Raw genomic sequence first — 17,934 nt, 5'->3', positions numbered from 1 at the left:
AAATGCAACGACAAGCTAACGAACAGGCCCGTTCCCGCCGCAATGGTCAAGTCCGAAAGTCGACCTTAAAAACACTAGTGCATATCGCGTCAATATTTCGGATATATTTCTTTTCCCCTGCATTTTTACTTCACATACTGTCCAAGCAGCAGGGTGATCGCCAGCAGCTTGTTCCGCTAGAAGGCGCCAATATCGCCGGGGCGATGACTCAACAAGATCAATAACATCCCAACCTCCACTATTGTATTTAAAACTAGCTGCGACATCTACATATCCAACTTGCTCACTATCTGAAGACTGAACACTAATACCTTCAACACGGCCGCCCTGTTTTAGCACTACACGCCTGACAGAAACTTTCTTTTCTGATCCAAAATCATAACCAATGCAAGCCACGCCAGCAACTTCTTTCCCTGTCTGAAGGCTTGCCCAAATCGAGGCATCATTCTTATCGAATGCCATTGAAGCATTAAAGTTCCCAAGATCGCCGTTGCTAATTGCCCTTCCGCCAGTGCACAGATCATCCGTTAGCATTGAGTCTTTGATTTTCATTCGGTCAATCTTTGCCTTTGCGTACATCTCCCTTTCATCGTCATCTAATCGTACTCGTTTTACGCCCAACTCCCGAAGGATGGCTGGGGTAATAACGAGACATTGAGCTTGATCTGTTGGATGAAGCCCGTCAGGCACCAATGTTCCATAAAACGCAGGGGCTTCATGTAAAATGGCATCCCAGTTCACTTGATGGTCAATTAACGCAATTCCGCGCAACTTAGCAACATCTCGATACATTTGATAATATTCTGAATAATTTTTCCGTGAAGACAGGTGGATCCCTGCTGGAGAATTCATGGTCATCAGAAATATTTCACAAAATGGATTTGCCGCAAGCACTCTGTCAATGATTAGCTCCAGATTGCCTCTTGCCTGATCTACTGAAGTTGCATATTTATCGAAAGCATCATTAATTGCAAATTCAATCAACAACGCGTCCGGGTGTTTGTCTATGACTTTGGCTTCAAGGTTCTCTACACCCCACTTCGAACTCATTCCGCTCCCACCACTATTGATCACGTTGACGATACCTGGACAGCTTTCGTCGAGGGCAAGGAACAGATCTTGAACCCAACCTGCACGGTCTGTTAGACTCGTTCCGTATGTAACTAAGGTCTGGCTTTTTCCAGCCTTAAGATTACGCACAAATATACCTTTCCCTGGAGCAGGCTGCGCGCATGGATAAAATACAATTGCAAGAACAATAAAAGCGCAAAATAATATCTTTAACATGGCTCTCCTCTTAACTCAGCACATTTTTTTAGCGCTGATCGTGAGGTGGGTAACACGGAAAACGCCGCCCTCATCCAGATTTACACCGCCCTGACCGTGTACCTGCTGCAGACCCACCAGAAGTTCCTGAGCAAGATCGTCCTACCCTTGCAGCATATCCCAACTCACCCGGTCACGGCGTCGAGGCCCTGGGAGGTCAATGTGGAGAGAAGTTTCGGCAGTTCCTCGGGAATGTCCTGGAGGTCTCCGTCCATGGTAACGATAACCTTCCCCCGGGAGGCATTGAAACCGCTCTGCAGCGCGGTTGACTTCCCCCTGTTGCAGCGCAGATGCAAGCGCTTGAATTTGTCAGGATCGGCACGGCAGATGCCCTGGAGGATTGAATTCGTTGAGTCCGTGCTGCCGTCGTCAACGAAGATTACTTCACTCGCCTCGAGTCCTGAAAGCATGCATTCCAGACGCGATGCCAATTCCAGCAAGGAATCGGCTTCGTTGAAGACGGGGATCACTACAGTAAAATCGAGTCAGAACTCTTTAGAAATGCCACTTTTCCGCAGCAATCACGGCTTAGGCTATTTTCAGCTACGCCCGACAAAGGCACTACCTTCTCTAAAGCCCATCATAAGCATACTTTAACGTGCTTATTCCACAAAAACAACTTTCGCCCAACATTCACAAGGTCTTCCCGCTCTAGCCAACAGGGCATCCGGAACATTTCTCAGGTTCACAGGGACGCACCAGTTGCAATCGCTCAAAAATACGGCTATCAAGATCGAATTCTGATTTTTTAAAAACAGGAAACAACCAGGCAAGTCAAGAGCAATGAGAGTCACCCTCCTCTTCACGCCGAATAGACTCAATCCCAACTTCAAGGGGCTTGAGATTCGCGACGACAACCTCGGATATGTGCCGCCGTTGAGCCTGCTTTATGTGGCGGCTATCATGGAAAATGAGGGCTTCGAGGTCGATCTGATCGACATGGAGGCCGAACGCCTGACATACGAGCAGGCTCTTGCGCGAATCTCCCGATTTTCTCCTGACTTGCTGGGGTTCACCGCCAACACCACCAGTTTTCACCCGGTCCTGGCCTGGATCCGACGCTTCAAGGCCGATACGGGCCTGCCGATACTTGCCGGCGGAGAGCACATCAAGCTCTACCCTCGTGAGACCATGACTCATCCGGAGTTCGACTTCTGCATCGTGGGCGAAGCCGAGGTACCCCTCCCTCAGTTCCTGCGCGCATTTCGCGACAAAACCGGGTTTCACGGCATCAAGTCCCTTTGTTGGCGCGACGGGGATCAGGTGGTCATCGACTCCACGCTGCAAACCGTCCCGGACATCGACGAAGTCCCCTGGCCCGCTCGGCACCTGATCGACAACACGCTCTATCAAAACATTCTCTCCAACAAAAAGAACTTCACAGCCATGGTCTCCACCAGGGGCTGTCCCTTCCGTTGCGCATTCTGCAACCAGAACCTTCAGCCCTACAGGGTGCGCAGCCCCAAGGGCTTCGTGGATGAAATCGAGGACAACTTGAAGCGGCACGACATCCGCGAGTTCGACATCTACGATTCCACCTTTACGGCGAGCAAGAAACGGGTCTTCGGCATTTGCGAGGAAATCCAGCGCCGGGGCCTGGATGTGAGCTTCACGGTTCGCAGCCGGGTGGACGTCGTCACCGAAGACATGGTCAAGGCCCTCAAACGGGCCGGCTGCCACACCATCATGTACGGCATCGAGTCCAGCAATCCCGACATCCTGAAAAAAATGAACAAGGGCATCTCTCCGGAGCGCGTGGAGGAGGTTGTCCGACTGACAAAGCGGGCAGGATTGGACATCCTCGGCTTCTTCATGTTCGGTTTCCCTGGTGAAAGCAGGCAAACCATCGAGCACACCATCGAGTACTCCCTCCGGCTTCCGCTGGATTATGCCCAGTACACCGTGCTGGCCCCCTTCCCGGAAACGGAGATCTACGCGCACTACCGCGCAGGCGGCATGGCAGACTACTGGGCCGAGTACACGCTGGACCCATCCAAGGAACGTCCCATCGAGTTGATGGACACCTTCCTCACACGTGATGAAGCCACCTCCTACCTTGTGGGGGCCTACAAAAGGTTCTACTTCAGGCCGCGCATCATCATGAACAAGTTCAAGAAAATCCGCTCCTTTGCAGAGTTCAAGCGTCTGGCCAAGGGTGCCCTGGGCATTCTGTCCAGTTCCAGCAAGGGTTCCGACCTGACCCAACACTAAACTCCGGGTTTGACCATGTTCACCAAAGAATACACCGAGGCCATCCGCTCGGACGCGCACGCACTCTACAAGAACCGCCGCTTCTCCGAATACGTGCACACGCTGAACTTTCAGCGCATCAAGGATTTCGTCCAGCCCGGCAGATCCATCCTGGCCATCGGACCCTGGACAGCCACCCTGCTCCCCATGCTTGAACCGCAACGCAGCGTGGCGGTCGATCCTCATGTCTTCGAGGTTCCTGCCCAGGAATGCCCCGGCATGACCATCTACAACGACCCTGCCTCCCTGGCCTCCCTGGACGAACGCTTCGACATCATCCTCGTTCCCTTTAGCCTGGGCTTCATGGAAGACATCCAGCAGAGCCTCATGGACCTGCGCCAATTCTGCCACTCCGGCACCCGCCTGATCATCACCTACTACCGCCGTTTCTGGCAGCCGGCCGTAAAGCTTGCGGAGTGCCTGGGCATCAAGACCAGAACCCCGGAGATGAACTGGCTGCCTCCCAGCGAGATCGAAAACATCCTGACCCTGGCCGACTATCAGATCGTCAAGGATTTTTCTTTCTGCCTGGCCCCGTTGGAAGTGCCTCTGCTGTCCAGACTGCTCAACGGATACGTGGGCAACCTGCCCCTGGTGCGCGACCTGGGCATGCTCTCCATGGTCATCGCCCGGCCGCTGCTGTTGCAAGACGGCGGCAAGGCCGCCGAGCCCAAGGTGAGCGTCATCGTTCCCGCGCGCAACGAGCGCGGCAACATCCCGGACATCATGGCCAGGACCCCCGAATTCCCGGGCGGCACCGAGTTGATCTTCGTGGAGGGGGGGTCTACGGACGGCACGCGCGAGTCCATCGAAGAGGCCCTAGCGGCCGACCACGGCCGAGACGCGAAACTCTTCATCCAGACCGGCAGGGGCAAGAAAGACGCGGTCTATCTGGGCTTTTCACAGGCCACGGGCGACATCCTGCTCATTCTGGACGCCGACCTCACGGTGCCCCCCGAATCGCTGCACCGCTTCGTCAACGTGCTCACCCAGGACAAGGCCGAATTCGTCAACGGCTGTCGGCTGGTCTACCCCATGCGCGGGCGCGCCATGCAGCTGGCCAATCTCTTTGGCAACATCTTCTTCGGCAAGGCCTTCAGCTACCTGCTGGACCAGCGCGTGCGCGACACTCTTTGCGGAACCAAAGTGTTCAGGCGATGCGACTGGACAAGGATGCTCACCGCCGTCGAACCTTTCAAGGACAAAGACCCCTTCGGCGACTTCGACATGCTCTTCGGGGCCAGCATGCTCAACATGAAGATCACCGACCTGCCTATCCGCTATGAGGAACGCCGCTACGGGGAGACCAACATTCAGCGCTGGAAACACGGCCTGATCCTCTTGCGCATGACCGTGCTGGGCGCGAACATCCTGAAATTCGGCTGGCTCAGACGGTATGGAAACTGCCGTGCGGCGGCCGCCCCCAGCCCGGAAGGCAAGGCCCGGGCGTGAACTCCGCGCCCCCGGCCATTCCCGGCGGCGACCCGGTCATCTCTCGTCATCAAGAGGTCTGGGCTCGCAAGCCTGCCCTGCGCTTGGTTTACGAGAAGGACATCTTCCGTCGCGTCCGACAAGCCCTGTCCCCGGGGCGGACCCTGGAGATCGCGGGAGGACCGGGGTTCCTTGCCCGGCATCTGCCCGATTCCCTCTGCTCCGACATCCTCCCCTTGCGCCACCTCGACCTTGTCTGCGACGCGCAGCACCTCCCCGTGCGCGACGCCTCCTTGGACAACGTGGTCGGCATTGACGGCCTCCACCACCTGCCAAACCCGGCCCGCTTCTTCCAGGAATGCGTGCGCGCCCTCAGACCGGGCGGCCGGGTGGTGCTGGCCGAGCCCTGGATCTCTCCCGCCAGCCGCCTGGTATACACCTACCTGCACCACGAGGCCTGCGAACGCGTGGACGACCCGCTGCACGCCCCCTTCCAGGGCGGCAAAGACCCCTGGGCCGGAAACGCCATGATCCCTTTCAGCATCTTCAGCGGCCAGGGCGCCGAGAGATTCGGGCGCGAATTTCCTAACCTGCGCCTGCTGGAACTTACGCCGTTCGCCAGCCTTGCCTACCCACTGAGCGGCGGTTTCCAAGACAAGGGCGTGCGCTCCCTGGGCTTCATGCGCGCCCTTTTGGCATTTGAAGACGCCATGAGACCCATACTCACGCCTCTCATGGCCTTCAGGGCGCTTCTTGTTCTGGAGAGACGATGAGCCTTTTCGTTCCGAAATTGCCAACGCAAGATGGCGCATCTCGTTTCGCCGGGTGGTCCGCTTTTGCGGCTTTTGCCTGTGGTTTGGTCTTTTATGCAGTGTTCTGGACCTCTATGGGCGGTCAAATAGCCGGGGGAGACCTCGTAAACCTTATAGCCTTCAATCCTACCTCTTACAGAATAGCCGATACAAACATAACAGACGCCCTAGGGCTAGCCGCGAAGTTGTCTGCGCCAGATGCTCAGGAATCAGAGCCGACGGTTCTCGTCCGGTTTCACCTTGGGGAAGCTGGCCTCAGGGCAGCGCGTGACTTCACGCAATATCCCACTTCAACCATGGCTCGCGGTCGTTTTCTCCACGAAATCAACCTTCGAATTGCAGATCAACACATCGCGTGGCCACCGGATACCCCGGGTCTTGAGCAGGCCAGGTCGATGGGTCTCTCTGGCCCAGAAATGAACGCTTGGGTCTTTTCTGCCCTTTTCAAGGATCACGTATCTCCCCCGCGTGGCATTACCCCGTTGCCGGATACATTTTCAGCCAGCCGATTGGCTGCTTCTTTCCAACTCAACGACAGCTTCAGATATGGACCCATCGTCAAATATTATTGCGAGAGCATTGTACTCACCATACTGAACCGTTCAGATCGCCTCCCGTTGATCCTGGGACAAGCAGCCGTCCTGTTCGGCATCACAACGGCGTTGGTCTATCTTTTCTGCCTGCGGTTCCTTTGTTCCAGAAGTCTTGCAGCCTTGGGCTGCATGCTGTGCATGACAAGCATGGCAACGCTTACCTCTGTTTTCACATTGTTCGCACTACCGTACCAGATGGTGACTATCTGCATCCTGTCGGGCCTGCTTTGCTGCCTTCGCTATGCAGACGGAGGGTCCATAGCATGGTTAGCAGGCTACGCTCTTTTTGGCGTGCTTGGTCCATGGGTGCGGGAGTTCTCGGGGATCCTGCCTTTTATCGTTGTGGGGTCGCTCATCTTGGAACCGGTGAGGCTCAGACGTACAGTTCTCATCGTGATCATTTCCGTAGCGCTCATGATTCATTCTGCCGCGCCATCACTGCTCCCTTGGCTTATTGGATTGAATACCGGCAAAGTGTTAAGTTTGTTTTCCATGGGAAAGTCAGAGTTTCACGCTTCAGGAGGACCTTACTGGCACCTGATGGGCATTGTATTTGTACAATTCCCACCCACCTTGTGGCTTCTATCAACATTTGCAATAGCTTTTTCCGTAACGAAAGAAGGCAGCCTCTTCGTTAGTTCCTCATCGCAAAATTCATTACCAGGGTTGCTAGGCGCTTGGCGGCGCATTGAGCCAAGTGGCACAATGGTTGGCAGGCTATACCGGGTTCTACTCCCTTTTACGATTGTGTGTTCTGCTGTAGGATTTGGCTGGGTTTTCTACTTTGACAATCAACACATTCAACATTTTGCAGACATAAAAAACGGGAGCAGGCTTTTCATCTTCTTATGCTTGTTTGCAGCAGTGTCAATTCGCTTTGGCAGCATCCCATTCCTATACCTGTTCGGTTTTTTGGTAGGCTACCTCCGATGGAATGTAGCCGAGGTACACATATCTTTTCTTATGCCGCCACTGTCCATGATGATGGCTGGGTGGCTTGGCGAAGGATTCAAGAGTCTCAAACATGGCATTCAAATTCGATACAAACGAACGCTAACAATCGTATTCATCGTCGCGGCGCTTGCAGGCGCATTAGATCAGTTAATGAATGCAGCGTCGTGTCTGATTGTGCAATCCAACATCGATGCAATGAATCGGAGAGTCGGTGACTGGCTACAGCAAAACATCCAGCCACACTCCGCTGTCATAGCCAATTTTTTCAATTACACCGACATTTTCGAATACTCAGGCAAACATTATGAACCCTACGAATCTGTAGAAAACAATCCGCTAGGCCCCCGAAACACCATCCACACTCAGGAGGCGATGGATCATCTCTTGAAATCAAGCCAAGGGTTTAGAAAAATTTTCTTGCTCGAAGCCGAACACAATTTTTACGACTACCAAAGGGCTTACCACAGACTCAAGTGGGTTGACAAATACTCACATGCGCTCCATAAAATAAAATCCTTTCCCCTACAAATAGACTACTACGGGGCAGACCCTCTCAAGCATTTCACCCCGAAATACTGGATATCATTTCCTGCATACATGGACTGGAACATCGACTTTTGGTGGAACAACACGCAAGATCCATTTCGGAGGGAAATACGCGGAGAGTATGTACTTTACGAACTAAAGCCTTAACAGCAAGAATTTTTTGTAATCTTTTAGCAGACAGTGAATCCAAGCTTGCTGTCAACTTTCCAGACTCCTAATCACCTTTGCTGGGTTGCCGGCAACCAAAACACCGCCTGGAACGTCCCTGGTCACTATACTGCCAGCTCCCACGATACTGTTGTCGCCAATGGTTACGCCTGGGCAAACAACGGCGTTGGCCCCAATCCATACGTTGTTTCCGATTCGTACCGGATTCGGCCTATGCCCTGCTGTCAGGCGGACTGATGCCACAGACATGTCATGATTGGATGTACCGATGAAAACATTGGGACCGATCAAAACGTGATCCCCAAGACTCAGTCCTCCTCGTCCGTCCAAGTGCGCACCATAGTTGATTGACAGCTTATTGCCAGCAGTGATCCCATAGCCGTGGGTAATGAACACCCCTGGCCAAATCAAAGACATCGTACCGATCATCCGAAAGGTTAGCTTGTACAATGACCATCGCAGGAACATCCCTTCATAACCAGGTAAATATCGCACGAGTAAGCCTAGATACTCCTCTGCAGCAAGCGAAAGGAGATGCCTTGGGCTGTGGCGTTTCAGGAATGAGAACAAAACGGACATACCCACCTCCGTGCTTAACCGAACGCAGTCGCAGACTTCACTTAAGCTCTCCCGCCTTCTTGATCGCAGCATCAAGCGTATCGAATACATGCTCTTGCCCGATGAACAGTGATTCTTCGCGGTTGATGTCGACCTGCCCCATCTTCTTGGGAACCACGAAAAAACGCCCCCGGAAGGCCACCACGTTGCATGTGGAGGTGGAGGCCACCAGCCTGGGAGGCAGCAGCGCTTCCCTGGCCAGCGCTTCCTCCTTGGCCGCACGACGGGCATCCTCCAGGGTTTCGAAGCGGGGCAGTCCCACGCCTCCCGCATCCACGGAGGCAGCCACGTCCACGGGACCAAGCGCGTGGTCCAGCAGCCAGAAAGCGCCGCGGTAGGCTACGATGTTGGCCCAGCCCGCATCTTCCAGCAACGTTGGGGGCCTAGACGCAAGCGTCTCGGCCAGCAGCCTCTGAGCGTGTTCACGCGCCTGCTCCAGTGAGCCATACACTGCAACACCCTGTGGTAAATTCGAATCCGACGAGTCAACACCCAGTGAGCCAAGATCCATCGGGCCGAGTTTTTGGGGTATGACAAAAAATCTGCTCCGAAACCGCACGATGTTCACTTCACCCACAGTGTCCATCAGCTTCGGGGGCGCGTTGAACTCCTTCTCCCTTTCACGCTGGAGCAGCAGGGCCTTGGCGTCCTCGATGGAATCCGCCGTGTCCACGCCCGGCGGCAGTTCCACGCTCAAGGACGGGAAATCCACATCTTTCAGGGCATGGGGGATGATGTACAGGCGCTGACGGAACTGCACCACGTTGTGGGTCATCCCCGTGTGGATGTGCTGGGCAACCTCGTGGACATGCTTTTTTCCAGACAAGAGGCCAGACAGGAGCGGCCAAACGGACCATGCGGAGAGGGCGACAAGCAGGCACAGCAGCAACGACCCCACGCACCTGCGCAACAGGACCTGGCCTGCCGGGTGCTGGTTCTGGGGTGGCGTCGCCTGCGCGTTCACGGCGCTCACCTGCACAACTCCTGCGGCCCTGCCGCAAGTTTCGTCGCGGACCGCACCGGCGCAGCCCCAGGCCTCAGCACCCGCCTGCCCCGGCGTAAGCCTCTGCGTACTTGCGGTTGATGCGTCGTCCGGTCATGCCCAGGATGTGCGCCGCCGTGTCCGCGCCAAACGTGGCGCGGATCATGTCGAGATAGCGCGGGTTCCTGTAGTAGGCCTCGAAGGCGTAGTCCCTGAAGGCCAGCACCTGGCCGCCGCTGAGGCTGGCGGTGGGCAGGGGGAGCGACTCGAAGTCGTATTGCGAATACCCCCGCCAGCTGGCGGGAAGCGGCCAGCCCTGGTGCACGGCCTCTTCGTGCAGTTTCGATCCGGGATAGGCCATGGCGGCGTAGATGTTGGCCCAGGGCGCGTTGAGCTCCTGCATCACCGCGAGGCTGTGCTGCATGGCGTCGTAGTCGTCCCCGGGCAGACCGAAGACGTAGTTGGCCAGGACGCGCATCCCGGCGGCGCGCGTCATTTCCGACACCCGGAAGGCGTCCTCCGCCTTGTAGCCCTTGGAGGAGGCCTCCAGGACGCCCTCGGCCGCAGACTCGAAACCGTACGCCGCCCAGGTGATTCCGGCCGCGCGCATGGAATCGAGCATGCGGGGGGTCACGGTGCTCACCCGGGCGTAGGCCCACATGTCCAGTTCGAGGCCGAGCCCGGCGATGGCCCCGCACAGTTTCTCGACGCGCTCCTCGCTCAGGGCGAACATCTCGTCCAGGATCTTCACCTTGCGCACGCCGGTGTGTTCGGCCAGCCACGAAAGCTCGCGCGTGACGCTTTCAACGCCCCGGTAGCGTATGCCAGACCGTCCGGCCAGGGCGTTCACGCAGCAGAACGAGCAGGAAAACGGGCAGCCCAGGCTCGTGTAGAGCACGGTGTAGGGGGAGACTGCGCTCAAGTCGTCGAAGCGATGCCAGTTGTGCGCGCGATAGGCCTTCATGGGCAGGAGGTCCCAGGCGGGCATGGGCAGGCTGTCCAGGTCCGCCAGGGGGCGCGGCCTGGGATTCATGACCGCCGCGCCGTCGCGCAAGCTCCACAGGCCGTCCACCGCCGGGGAACGCTCCCCGGCCTTGAGGGCCTCGAGGAGGGCGGGGAGGGTGAAAAAACCCTCGCCCTGGATGACGTAGTCCACGCCTTCCTCGCGCAGGGTGCGTTCCGGCAGGGCGCTCGGGTGCAGACCCAGAAGCGCCGTGGACGTCTCCGGGGTCTCGCGGGAAACGGCCCGGACGGTCTCTCCGGCGCTGGGCATGGTCACCGTGGAGGCCGAGGGGTTGGTGCCCGACACCACCACGAGGGCCAGGAGCGGCTTGAGTTCCGCGGCGGCCTTGCCGACATCCTCGGGGGAGAACCCGGCGGCCTCGGCGTCCAGAAGCTCCACGGCGAAGCCTTGCTCGCGAAGGTATGCCGCCAGAAGCGCCGCCCACAGGGGGGGCTCCACGGCGGGCAGGTCGAAATCGGTGAGGGAACCGAACACTTGCCGCCGGCTGGCGGGATGGATGACGAGAACGTCCGGGCGCATGGCGGTCTAGAGGGCGTTCAGGATCTTGCAGAGCTTGAGAATCCTGGGCTCCGGCAGATCGGGATAGTTGCCGATGTAGAAGGCGAAGAAGTGGATGTGGTCCGTTTCCGGGTAGTTGGCGTACTCGCCGTCCGGGACCACGCCCTTCAGGTAGGGCTGGCGCAGCTGGTTGCCGCCCCCCGAACTGCCGCGCCGGCACTCCACCTTGTGGGCCTTGAGCGTCTCGACCACCCGGTCGCGCAGCGCCTCGTCGGGGTGCTTGAGCACCAGGTTGAAGGCGTAGTTGCAGCTGCCCTCCACGGCGAAATCGGTGCGGTATTTTTCCGGGTCCAGGTTGGCCAGGAAGATTTCCAGATTCCGGCGGCGCTTGTCGTTGTTGGCGTCGAGCTTCTTGAGCTGCGCGCGGCCGAGCACCGCCCCGATCTCGGTGTTGCGCATGTTGTAGGCCGGGAAGGCGAAAATGAAATCGGGCGAGAGGTCCGGGTGCTCGGCCGCGTAGCGCGCCTTGAGGGCCGCGTCGGTGGATTCGCGCACCATGCCGTGGGAGCGCAGCATGCGCAGGGCCTGATGGACCTCGTCGTCGTCCGTGCAGATGATGCCCCCTTCGACGGTGCTCATGTGGTGGGCGAAGTAGAAGGAGAAGTTGGACATGAGCCCGAAGGTCCCGCACTTCTTGCCCTCGAAGGTCGCGCCGTGGGACTCGCAGACGTCCTCGATCAGGGGGATGTTCCTGGCGGCCAGCTCGTCCAGGAGCCTGCGCGTGAGGCCGTTGAAGCCCTGCACGTGGATGTAGAGCACGGCCCGCGTGCGCGGCGTCAGCTTGGCGATGACCGCCTCGTCGTCCATGCCGAGCGTGCGGGGATTGATGTCTGCGAAGACCGGCGTGAAACCGCACTGGATCACCGAGGCCACGTCCGAAATCCAGCCCAGGGGCGGAACGATGACCTCGCCGCCCTCGCCGCCCAGGATGCGCAGCGCCGCCAGGGACAGGAGGTTGGCCGATGATCCGGAGTTGACGAAAACGCTGTGCTTGACGCCAAGCCAGCTCGACCATTCCCTTTCGAACTCCCGGACGTTGGAGGACTGGGTGAGAATGGGCGTGGTGCGCAGGAAGTCGATCAGCCCATCCAGGTCTTCACGGGTGATGTTGTTCTCCATCAGAGGCCAGTCGAGAGTCATGCGGGGTCCTTTGCGGGCAGGTCCAGAAGTCGCCGGACTGCCCTGACGATGTCGGTTTTACCGATGTAGTAGGCCTTTTCCAGACTGCATCCGGCCGGAGTGGGCAGGTCGGGGCAGGTGACCCTGGAGGGAGGGGCCACCAGGGAAGCGAAGCAGTTTTCGGCGGCCATGGCCAGAATCTCGGCGGAGAAGCCGGCACGGGGCCAGCCCATGTCGGCCACCAGGAGCCGCCCCGTCTTCAGGATGCTGGCGCAGATGGTCGAGGCGTCCAGGGGCCGCAGGGTGCGGGCGTCCACCACCTCGAGGGAGACTCCCTCCGGCGCGAGCTCCTCGGCGGCGAGCAGGGCTTCCTCCACCAGATGCGACACGGCGCAGACGGTGACGTCCGAGCCCTCCCGCCGCACGGCCGCCTTGCCGATGGGCACGGTGTACATGGCTTCGGGAACGGGCCCGCGCAGGCGGAAGTTCATGCGGTGGTCGAGGATGAGCACCGGGTCGGGGTCGGAGATGGCGGAGATCAGGAGGCCCTTGGCGTCGTGGCAGCAGGAGGGCATGACCAGCTTGAGCCCCGGCACGTGCATGAACAGCCCGTGCGGCGCCTGGGAGTGCTGGGCCGCCGAGCCCCAGCCGCGGCCCACGCAGGCCCAGAGCGTGAGGGGCACGCCCCGCGCCCCGCCGGACATGAAGCGCCATTTGGCGGCGTGGTTCACCAGCTGGTCCATGGCCAGGTACAGAAAATCGGGCCGGTTGTGGAAGTAGACCGGGCGCATGCCGCCGAGCGCCGCGCCCACGGCCACGCCCGTCAGCGCCGTCTCGGCCAGGGGTGTGTCGAAAACGCGGCCCGGGCCGAAGCGGCGGTGCAGGCCGCGCGTGGCTCCGAACATGCCCGACGGGTCGTCCACGCCCTGGCCCATGACGAAGACGCCGGGGTCGAAATCCAGGCACTGGGCCAGGGCCTCGCACACGGCCTCGGCGTAGGCCAGCGAGCGCAAGCCCGCGTTGGGGAAAGCCTCTCCGGGCTGAGCGGAGGGCTGGAGCCTTTCTTCCTCGATTCCAGAAGCAATACGGGACCAGGGCATGGTGAACTCAGGCGTAAAGGTGGTCGTGAAGGGTTTCCGCCGCCGGGAAAGGGCTCTCCAGGGCGAATCGGAAGGCGTCGTCGATTTCGGCGGCCACCCGTTGCTCCATGTCGCGCTCCACCGGATCGGCAAGCCGTCCCGCCCTGTGCAGGCGGTTTCTGGAGCGTTCCAGGGGGCAGCGCGCCTTCCAGCTCTCCACCTCGGCCGGATCGCGGTAGCCCTTGGGGTCCTGGACGGCGCACCCGGCATGGCCCAGGATGCGGTAGGTGACGCACTCCAGGAAGGTGGGGCCAAGCCCTTGCCGGGCGCGGGCCACTGCGGCCAGCGCGGCGCGGCGCACGGCCAGGACGTCGTTGCCGTCCAGCACGGCATGGGCCAGGAGCTTCGGGTCCGCCTTGTGGAACACGTTGGGGCCGGCATGGCGCGAGGCCGTGGGCGAGCACACCGACCAGCCGTTGTTCTCGAGCACGAAGACGACCGGCAGTTTCCAGAGCATGGCGAAGTTCAGGGTCTCGTAGAGCACGCCTTCGTCGGCCGCGCCGTCGCCGAAGAACACCGCGCTGACCTGGTCGGTCCCGCGCATGCGCATGGCCAGGCCCAGCCCGGCGCCGATGGGGATGCCCCCGCCCACGATGGCCGATGTCCCGGCCAGGCCCACCTCCGGCGCGCACAGGTGCATCGAACCGCCCCGCCCCCGCGAGCAGCCGGTCTCCCGGCAATGCAGTTCGGCCACGAGAGCCCGCATGCTTCCGCCCTTGGCCAGGTAATGGGCGTGTCCGCGATGGTTGCTGGTGATGGAATCGTCCGTTTTGAGGACGGAACACACGCCTGCGGCGATGGCCTCCTGCCCGATGGACAGATGCACCGGCGTCTGCATCCGGTCTTCGAGGTATTCCGCCTCGATGCGCTCCTGCAGGCGGCGGATGCGAAGCATCGCGAAATAGAGCCGCTCCTCGACCGTGGCTTTCGGCATCAGTTCTTCCCGCCCAGGCAGCTCAGTTCCCGGAAGCAGCGGATCGACCGCCCTTTGCGGTCTTCCTCTGCGTGCTGGTAGTCCTGGGCCTGGTCTTCATAGAAAATGATCTGGCTCCCCTGGCTCTCGAAGGAGAACGGAACGTGGATGAGGTCGTGCAGCGCCTCGCGCACCGCGCTGCGGCACGGAACCGGCACGAAGAGCAGCAGGAACCCGCCCCCGCCCGCGCCGAGGATCTTGCCGCCGAGCGCTCCCCGGCTCTTCGCCAGGCTCATGATCTCGTCCACCTCGGAATTCGTGACGTCTCGCGAGAGGCTTCGCTTGCAGCGCCAGGCTTCGTCCAGGAGCAGGCCGAACTCGGAGATGTCCGCACCGCCCGACAGGATGGACAACCCCTCCTGAACCATTTCCCCGAGCCGGGCGTAGAAACCGGCCTTGAGGCTGATGTCTTGCAGATAGCCCTGGGCGATTTCCGAGGCGGTGCGCACGATGCCCGTGTAGAAGAGCATCAGGCTGCCGGAGAGTTCGGCCAGGCGCGCCGCTCCCACGGTGACAGGGCGGACGTTGAAGCCGCCCCCCTGGCAGGCGGGGTCGAAGGTGATGTGGTTGAGCCCCCCGTAGGCTGCGCAGATCTGATCCTGGGAGCCCACCGTCTCCTTGATGAGGTCCTGCTCGATGTGGATGCTCTGCCCGGCCAGTTCGCGCCGGGAGGGCATGCACCCCTTCAGCGCGTGCAGGGCGTGCAAAAGCCCCACCGTGAAGGAGGAGCTGGAGCCCATGCCGCTCCGGGCAGGGAGGTCGCCGTCGTGGTGGATTTCCAGGCCACGAGAATACTCCATGAACCTGAGCGTTTCGCGCACGGAGGGGTGGTTGATCTCGTCGAGGTCCTGCACGCTCTCGATTCGGGAGTAGACCAGCCTCGTCCGGTGCTGGAAAAAGGGAGGCAGATGGCGGCAGGTGATGTAGCAGTATTTGTCGATGGTGGCCGCCAGGACCCCTCCGCCGTTGTCCCGGTACCAGGCCGGGTAATCCGTGCCGCCGCCGAAGAAGGAAATGCGGAAAGGCGTCCTGCTGATGACCATGGTGTCCTTTACCCCAGCACGCAACCGCGTCCCTGAAGAAAATCGTTCACAGGGCCGCGTGCGGGCGGCGCGATGCCTTCCGGCAAGGTTTGCGGCGTGAAAAAAGCCAGTTCCAGACTTTCCGGGCTTGCGCGCAGTTCTCCCGAGAGAACCCGGGCCGTGAGCACCACGTCCACGATGTGGGACGTGTCCCCCTCCGGATAGGCCAGGACGCGCACGTCCGGCTCGGAGTAGACCCCTGCAAGCCCCGTGACCTCGACCCGAAGGCCGGTTTCCTCAAACACCTCCCGCACCGCGGCGCGGGACAGGGACTCCCCCGGATCGACCCTGCCGCCGGGAAGCCCCCACAAGCCGCAGTCGGCCCTGCGTTCCAGCAGGATCCTTCCGGCCGCGTCCGTGACCAGTACGCCGACGCCGAGGCGGAGCTTCGTGTCCGGCCCGGCCTGGCGCGCGGCGAACATGTTGAGCTCCGGCGAAGCCGCAATGAACGAAGCGGCGGACTGATAGCTTTCCGGCGTGCCGATGTCCAGGAGCGCGCCCTCGCAGGGGTGCACTCCCAGGAGTCCCCGCCCGGCAAGGTCGGGGAAGACCTCGCGCTCAAGCGACGCCGGCCGCCCGGACGGGAGGGCCTCCAGGGCTTCGGGGGAGAAAAGGTACACCCCGGCGTTGACGACACCCCGCCCGGCCGTCGGGTCCTTTTCGGCAAAGCCCTCTGCCCGACCGCTCGAATCGAACCGGACGCTTCCGAAGCGTCCCGCCTCGGAGGACTCCACGGCCAACAGCGCGGCCTGGAAGGGGGCCGAGGCGAACCAGCGGACGAAAGCCCCCAGATCGGCCACGGCAAGGGAATCCCCGTTCACGGCCAGGACCGTCTCCCCCCGGAAGAGGGGCAATGCGCCTCGCAACGCCCCGGCGGTGTCCAGCGGCCGGTCCTCCCGGGAATACTCCAGGGCGAGCCCCCGGTAGGCGCGCCCAAGCCGCTCCTCCACAAGTTCGCCCCGATAACCGGTTAGCAGCACCGCGCGGCGAACCCCTGCCCGGATGAGCCGGTCGAAAACCCAGAAAAGAAAGGGCCTCCCGGCCACAGGGGCAAGGGGTTTGGGCGTATCGGGCAGCAGGGGCTTGAGCCGCGTGCCGAACCCTCCGGCCAGGACCGCGGCCGTCTCCACGGGAAGGCGCGCCATACCCTACACGTTGGCGAACCGGTTCGGCTTGAGGATGCGGTAGCCCTTGAGCAGTTCGCGGATGCCCATGTCCAGGGTGTTGTCCGGCTTCCATCCGAGCCCTTCGATGCGGTCGTTGCTGACGAGGTAGTCCCGCTTGTCCGGGTCTTCCCCCACCTCGGCGGACACGATGTGGAAATCGGGAACATGCTCCTTGATCTTCTCGCAGAGCTGGCGCTTGGTGAGGTTTGCCGTCGAGAGGCCCACGTTGAAGGGCATGCCCTTCATCTTCTCGTAGTTCTCCATTCCGAACAGGAACGCCTTGGCCACGTCGCGCACGTGGATGTAATTGCGCCGGAAATGCTCCTCGAAAAGGACGATGAAGCGGTCCTTGCAGGCCCTGTAGGTGAAGTCGTTCACCAGGAGGTCCATGCGCATGCGCGGGCTCATGCCGAACACGGTGGCCAGGCGGAAGGTGATGGCGTTCCCCCTGTCCAGGAAGGCCTTCTCCACCTCGACCTTGGTCTTGCCGTAGTCCGAGAGGGGGCGCAGCGGGGACTCCTCGGTGCAGTAGGCGTCGGGTTCGCCGATGCCGTACCCGGAGTTGGTGGTGGGGAAGATGACCATCTGTCCGGGCGAGACCTTCTCCACGATGCGCAGGTGGGCGTCGCGGTTCACGAGCCGGGTCAGGGACGGGTTGACCTTGCAGGCGGGAGCGCCCACGATGGCTGCCAGGGGGATGATCACGTCGAACTTCGGGATGAGGCTGTCCATAAGCGCATCGTCGCAGATGTCGCCCTTGACGAAATCGAAGTTCTCATGAGCGCAGCAGTCGAGCAGCGGGGTCTGGCTGAAAAGCAGGGAGTCGAGCGCCGTTACCTTGTGACCTGCGCCAAGCAGGGCCGGAACCAGAGTGGACCCGAGGTAGCCTGCGCCACCGGGAACCAGGATTGACAAGCCTTTCAAGCGAACCTCCGAAAGTTCATTTTCCTGCCGATAGCACAAGAACATGAAGACTGGAAGTGCGGAACGAAGTGTCGGAATTTTCCGTCTGGAGTCCCGAAGCGTCTCCCGACGCGCGAGATGAAGCGGCGGGGCCCGGGCGGCAGCGCGGCCGACGAGGGCAGGATGCCTCCTGCCCGGCGTGCGATCTGCGGCGCACGCCCCCCAGCCCGCCCGGCCGGCCTTGCCTTACGCCCCAAAAGATGCTTCACTCCCCCCCCGCCAGGAGGAAC

General features: G+C 60.4%; 15 protein-coding genes. 4 read left to right on the top strand and 11 right to left on the bottom strand.

The genetic code is table 11. The features are described 5' to 3' along the window. Positions 1-15: 15 nt before the first annotated feature. Positions 16-1,287 (bottom strand): SGNH/GDSL hydrolase family protein, encoded by a 1,272-nt coding sequence (locus ACV4UX_RS00385; protein ID WP_491591355.1) that lies wholly within the window; start codon positions 1,285-1,287, stop codon positions 16-18. Between the two features lie 164 nt (positions 1,288-1,451). Continuing rightward, a complete protein-coding gene (locus ACV4UX_RS00380) occupies positions 1,452-1,796 on the bottom strand; it encodes a glycosyltransferase family 2 protein (protein WP_491591354.1) in 345 nt (114 codons plus the stop codon). Positions 1,797-2,109: 313 nt separating this feature from the next. Here ACV4UX_RS00380 and ACV4UX_RS00375 point away from each other — a divergent pair, with 313 nt between their 5' ends. The 4 genes from ACV4UX_RS00375 (at position 2,110) to ACV4UX_RS00360 (ending at position 8,059) form a co-directional block, all read left to right on the top strand. Beyond that, the gene (locus ACV4UX_RS00375; RefSeq protein WP_491591353.1) at positions 2,110-3,537 is read left to right on the top strand and encodes a B12-binding domain-containing radical SAM protein; all 1,428 of its coding nucleotides are present in this window, start codon (positions 2,110-2,112) and stop codon (positions 3,535-3,537) included. Between the two features lie 15 nt (positions 3,538-3,552). Next, the gene (locus ACV4UX_RS00370) at positions 3,553-5,028 is read left to right on the top strand and encodes a glycosyltransferase family 2 protein (protein ID WP_491591352.1); all 1,476 of its coding nucleotides are present in this window, start codon (positions 3,553-3,555) and stop codon (positions 5,026-5,028) included. A gap of 83 nt (positions 5,029-5,111) precedes the next feature. Then, positions 5,112-5,780: a class I SAM-dependent methyltransferase gene (locus tag ACV4UX_RS00365; RefSeq protein ID WP_491591351.1), complete on the top strand. Its 669-nt coding sequence runs from the start codon at positions 5,112-5,114 to the stop codon at positions 5,778-5,780. Next, positions 5,777-8,059, top strand: coding sequence for a hypothetical protein (locus ACV4UX_RS00360; RefSeq protein WP_491591350.1), 2,283 nt, complete (start codon positions 5,777-5,779; stop codon positions 8,057-8,059). The genes ACV4UX_RS00365 and ACV4UX_RS00360 overlap by 4 nt, the downstream gene beginning before the upstream one ends. Before the next feature lie 51 nt (positions 8,060-8,110). On the opposite strand, the gene ACV4UX_RS00355 is transcribed toward ACV4UX_RS00360, so the two are convergent. The 9 genes from ACV4UX_RS00355 to ACV4UX_RS00315 all read right to left on the bottom strand — a co-directional run bounded on the left by ACV4UX_RS00355 (position 8,111) and on the right by ACV4UX_RS00315 (position 17,665). Further along, positions 8,111-8,329, bottom strand: coding sequence for a DapH/DapD/GlmU-related protein (locus tag ACV4UX_RS00355; protein WP_491591366.1), 219 nt, complete (start codon positions 8,327-8,329; stop codon positions 8,111-8,113). Positions 8,330-8,696: 367 nt separating this feature from the next. Continuing rightward, positions 8,697-9,671 carry a hypothetical protein gene (locus ACV4UX_RS00350; RefSeq protein ID WP_491591349.1) on the bottom strand — a complete coding sequence of 325 codons (975 nt, stop codon included), beginning with the start codon at positions 9,669-9,671 and terminating at the stop codon, positions 8,697-8,699. A 64-nt stretch (positions 9,672-9,735) separates the two neighbouring features. Further along, a complete protein-coding gene (locus ACV4UX_RS00345) occupies positions 9,736-11,178 on the bottom strand; it encodes a B12-binding domain-containing radical SAM protein (protein ID WP_491591348.1) in 1,443 nt (480 codons plus the stop codon). A gap of 51 nt (positions 11,179-11,229) precedes the next feature. Further along, positions 11,230-12,402, bottom strand: coding sequence for a DegT/DnrJ/EryC1/StrS family aminotransferase (locus ACV4UX_RS00340; RefSeq protein WP_491591347.1), 1,173 nt, complete (start codon positions 12,400-12,402; stop codon positions 11,230-11,232). Beyond that, the gene (locus ACV4UX_RS00335) at positions 12,399-13,481 is read right to left on the bottom strand and encodes an alpha-ketoacid dehydrogenase subunit beta (RefSeq protein WP_491591346.1); all 1,083 of its coding nucleotides are present in this window, start codon (positions 13,479-13,481) and stop codon (positions 12,399-12,401) included. The genes ACV4UX_RS00340 and ACV4UX_RS00335 overlap by 4 nt, the downstream gene beginning before the upstream one ends. Positions 13,482-13,488: 7 nt before the next feature. Beyond that, positions 13,489-14,454 (bottom strand): thiamine pyrophosphate-dependent dehydrogenase E1 component subunit alpha, encoded by a 966-nt coding sequence (locus ACV4UX_RS00330; protein WP_491591345.1) that lies wholly within the window; start codon positions 14,452-14,454, stop codon positions 13,489-13,491. Next, a complete protein-coding gene (locus ACV4UX_RS00325) occupies positions 14,454-15,536 on the bottom strand; it encodes a GHMP family kinase ATP-binding protein (RefSeq protein WP_491591344.1) in 1,083 nt (360 codons plus the stop codon). The genes ACV4UX_RS00330 and ACV4UX_RS00325 overlap by 1 nt, the downstream gene beginning before the upstream one ends. A gap of 8 nt (positions 15,537-15,544) precedes the next feature. Then, the gene (locus ACV4UX_RS00320) at positions 15,545-16,720 is read right to left on the bottom strand and encodes a sugar phosphate nucleotidyltransferase (RefSeq protein ID WP_491591343.1); all 1,176 of its coding nucleotides are present in this window, start codon (positions 16,718-16,720) and stop codon (positions 15,545-15,547) included. A gap of 3 nt (positions 16,721-16,723) precedes the next feature. Then, positions 16,724-17,665: an NAD-dependent epimerase/dehydratase family protein gene (locus ACV4UX_RS00315; RefSeq protein ID WP_491591342.1), complete on the bottom strand. Its 942-nt coding sequence runs from the start codon at positions 17,663-17,665 to the stop codon at positions 16,724-16,726. Between the last annotated feature and the right edge of the window lie 269 nt (positions 17,666-17,934).

Source organism: Fundidesulfovibrio sp., from assembly GCF_058402725.1.
This window is presented reverse-complemented; position numbering and strand designations above follow the sequence as displayed.

Bases quoted from the DNA above. Each gene is read 5' to 3' on its own strand.
- ACV4UX_RS00385 (WP_491591355.1), bottom strand. From the start codon at position 1,287: ATGTTAAAGATATTATTTTGCGCTTTTATTGTTCTTGCAATTGTATTT.
- ACV4UX_RS00375 (WP_491591353.1), top strand. From the start codon at position 2,110: ATGAGAGTCACCCTCCTCTTCACGCCGAATAGACTCAATCCCAACTTC.
- ACV4UX_RS00370 (WP_491591352.1), top strand. From the start codon at position 3,553: ATGTTCACCAAAGAATACACCGAGGCCATCCGCTCGGACGCGCACGCA.
- ACV4UX_RS00360 (WP_491591350.1), top strand. From the start codon at position 5,777: ATGAGCCTTTTCGTTCCGAAATTGCCAACGCAAGATGGCGCATCTCGT.
- ACV4UX_RS00355 (WP_491591366.1), bottom strand. From the start codon at position 8,329: ATGTCTGTGGCATCAGTCCGCCTGACAGCAGGGCATAGGCCGAATCCG.
- ACV4UX_RS00340 (WP_491591347.1), bottom strand. From the start codon at position 12,402: ATGACTCTCGACTGGCCTCTGATGGAGAACAACATCACCCGTGAAGAC.
- ACV4UX_RS00335 (WP_491591346.1), bottom strand. From the start codon at position 13,481: ATGCCCTGGTCCCGTATTGCTTCTGGAATCGAGGAAGAAAGGCTCCAG.
- ACV4UX_RS00330 (WP_491591345.1), bottom strand. From the start codon at position 14,454: ATGCCGAAAGCCACGGTCGAGGAGCGGCTCTATTTCGCGATGCTTCGC.
- ACV4UX_RS00325 (WP_491591344.1), bottom strand. From the start codon at position 15,536: ATGGTCATCAGCAGGACGCCTTTCCGCATTTCCTTCTTCGGCGGCGGC.
- ACV4UX_RS00320 (WP_491591343.1), bottom strand. From the start codon at position 16,720: ATGGCGCGCCTTCCCGTGGAGACGGCCGCGGTCCTGGCCGGAGGGTTC.